This window comes from Janthinobacterium sp. BHSEK (assembly GCF_056174685.1).
In genome coordinates this window covers 1-2,917 of sequence record NZ_JBWBYV010000219.1, presented here as the reverse complement: position 1 = coordinate 2,917, position 2,917 = coordinate 1, and the positions used below count along the sequence as shown (strand labels likewise).

3 protein-coding genes are annotated in these 2,917 nt (G+C 53.6%); 2 read left to right on the top strand and 1 reads right to left on the bottom strand.

All coding sequences use genetic code 11. From position 1 onward, the window contains the following. Nucleotides 1-213 precede the first annotated feature (213 nt). Nucleotides 214-1,158: an alpha/beta fold hydrolase gene (locus tag AC0V2Y_RS28560; protein ID WP_475417939.1), complete on the bottom strand. Its 945-nt coding sequence runs from the start codon at nucleotides 1,156-1,158 to the stop codon at nucleotides 214-216. A 175-nt stretch (nucleotides 1,159-1,333) separates the two neighbouring features. Between AC0V2Y_RS28560 and AC0V2Y_RS28555 the strand changes: the two genes are divergently transcribed. Beyond that, on the top strand, nucleotides 1,334-2,053 hold the full coding sequence (locus AC0V2Y_RS28555; protein ID WP_475417938.1) for a helix-turn-helix transcriptional regulator: 720 nt from the start codon (nucleotides 1,334-1,336) through the stop codon (nucleotides 2,051-2,053). 85 nt (nucleotides 2,054-2,138) lie between these two features. Continuing rightward, entirely contained in the window at nucleotides 2,139-2,711 is a 573-nt protein-coding gene (locus AC0V2Y_RS28550) for a hypothetical protein (protein ID WP_475417937.1), read from the top strand. Nucleotides 2,712-2,917: the final 206 nt, after the last annotated feature.

Genomic DNA, 2,917 nt, shown 5'->3' with positions numbered 1-2,917 from the left:
GACATTTCGTGTCGAATCTTTCGATTCTTGAGTGGCTGGAGAACTCGCTAGAGGCTTACGCCGCAGGTAGTTTGACTCGTGCTGTGTTCGTAGATTTCCTCAGAAATAGAATTCATGCGCTTGAAGGCGTACCACTCACTGATAGCTTTCGGCGTGCCATCCTGCCCTCCGGCCGGGCCGGAGAGCGTACATGCCCTTGAACCGGCCCTACGATCAGATTGAGCTCTGCCGTGCCAGCCAATTCAATATCGCCTGGTTGGTTTCTTCCGGCTTTTCCTGCTGGATCCAGTGACCGCAATCCAAACTGATCACGTCCACATTGGGCACGAACTTTGCCAGTCTTTCTGATTTGAGAACCACATCACGGTCCCCATAAATCATGAGCGTAGGTTGATGGATGACAGGGTCCACATCCGCCAATAGGTGCCAGTTGCGGTCGAGATTCCTGTACCAGTTAATACTGCCCGTGAACCCAGTTTTTTCGAAGGCCGAGACGAAAACGGCTAATTCGCTGTCGCTCATCAAAGGCTCTCCGAGTGGAGTTTCTGCTCTGGCCAGATTGATCATTGCCATGCCCGGCTCGGGTTCCTTGAGTGGCACGTTTTTCCGGTACAGGTTGCGCAGGAACCGGAAGGTATTGTCGTCCAATATGGCGTCCGCGACACCCGGCTTTCGATTGAAATGGACAAAGTAATAGTCGCTGCCCAAGATTTGCTCAAGGACTTCGATCCAGGGGCTTGCGCCACGCTCCTGGTAAGGCAGGCTTAGATTTATCACTTTGTTTACGCGGTCCGGATAGAGCAGGGTCAGCCCCCAAACGACCATTGCACCCCAGTCATGACCGACGAAGGTCGCATCCTGGTATCCGTAGTGATCGAGAAGAGCGACAAGATCGCCCGACAGATTTCGAATGTCATAGTCCGTCACTTCGGCCGGATGGGACGAATTGCCGTAGCCCCGCTGGTTGGGGATGATGACATGGTAGCCCGCCGCGACAAGGGCGGGAATCTGATTGCGCCAGGTAAAGGCGTGCTCAGGCCAGCCGTGACAGAGTACGATTGGATTTCCGCCATTTTGTCGGCCTGCTTCAAAGACTTCCAGTACCACGCCGTTGACTGGAACAAACGTAGGCTTGGGAAAATGGGTTGTGGTTGACATTAGTATTTCCTTTATTTGGTCGTCCCGGGTGATCAAGCGACTCATTCCGTTGTGGAGTGCCCGCTCTTTCCCGTCCTCGGGTTTAATGGGTGTGCACGGTAATTTCGACGGCAACACTGATATATTAAAATCCAATGGTGCCAAATACTGGCACCATTTAAGGGTAGGATGAGACATGAATCTTCGCCTTCGACATGACGCCATCGTACGCAGCCTTCGCCGCAACAGCACTTCGACAGTCGGAGCACTGGCGGAGGAGATTGGCGTATCCAGGCGGACGGTGTTGCGTGACATCAGCGCGCTGCGCGATGAGGGCTTTGTCATTTATTCCGAACCGGGTCGCGGCGGTGGCCTGCAACTTAATTTGCAATCGGTTCAGACCACGCCGCGTCTCTCGGTCGCCGAGGTCTTTGCGCTGCTTGTCAGCGTTGCATCAATGCGGGCAGCCATGAATATACCGTTTTCAGGTCTTGCAGATGCCGGGCTGGCCAAGATTGAGCAGGCCCTGCCGCCCGACAAGGTGCACGACCTGCGCCGGTTTCTGGACTGCCTGTATGTCGGGCAGCTTTCACCACTGGTGGATATATCAGATATGAAAGCGATGGAGCCGACCTTACTGCCCGCATTCGAGCAAGCTTTTCTCCAGCGGCTGCACCTGGGTTTCCAATATAGTGACGCAAAAGGGGGCGTAACCAATCGAGTTGTTGAACCGCAAGCCATGCTCATCTTGCCACCGCTCTGGTATTTAGTGGCCTGGGATCCTGCGCGCGAGGACTTCCGTCATTTTCGAATGGACCGGATCAGCAGACCGGAATGCATCCAGGGCGCACCGTTTCGCCGGCGGCGTGTGCTATTCGGGGATAGCGTCTCCCCGATCCGTGATTTACCTCGTTGACGTAGTTCTGACAGCCGCTAGAGCCACGGTAGCCGCTCGACCATCGTCACCTGCCAGCTTCCGATTGACCATTTGCACGCTGCCATTGGCCACGCAGACAAGCAGCTTTCGGCGGCGAATCCATCCTGTCTTGAGGGGGCGCTATATTTTCCATCTGACAACCTGCTATGCTGGACAGAACGGCCGGGTTCGGCCAGAAGCAGACGGACTACTGGACGTCGATATCATCTCAACTTTAGTGGAGGCGAGAATTCAAAGCTATCTATTCGCATCGTCAAACGAACCAAGTGCCATAGCGTCTTTGTCGATTGAAGCCTTAATGGCGGCGGCCTGTGCCGAGCTTTTCTCGGTTACGCTCGCCGGTGACGAAGAATTGGAGTTGCTGATGGGTTTGCTCGGCATTGAACCATTGCGCTCAATATCGTTGCGGCCTAACACTGAGTTCCTTGCCCTCTTTGATTATTCCGATAAGTTTTTACCTCAAATGACTCAGGAAGACTTTGACGTATTTTATGAGAAATGGCTACGCTTAACTCACCGAGATTCAAATATGGATGAGTATGGACAGCTGTTATTTCTTCAAGGGCGGGCTGCTAGCTGGAACCAGATGGCGAGCAGGTTCATACTCCACGAAGCCCCAATGACATCAGCTGAGTGACTCCAGCCGGCCAGAAGCAGACATTACGACTTTGAACGCAATAGCACCTTCTTCTCACAAAAAGATGCAGTCATTTACCTATAGAGTTGAACTGACCGTTGATAGCGGCGCCTCAGGTCAGACTGAAATCGTAGTGCCATCAGTTACGGAGGTTCGGACCTTCGTTGCGAAGTCGCTTGTGCCCAATTCCGTACTCATCGTGAGCC

Bases quoted from the DNA above. Each gene is read 5' to 3' on its own strand.
- AC0V2Y_RS28560 (WP_475417939.1), bottom strand. From the start codon at position 1,158: ATGTCAACCACAACCCATTTTCCCAAGCCTACGTTTGTTCCAGTCAAC.
- AC0V2Y_RS28555 (WP_475417938.1), top strand. From the start codon at position 1,334: ATGAATCTTCGCCTTCGACATGACGCCATCGTACGCAGCCTTCGCCGC.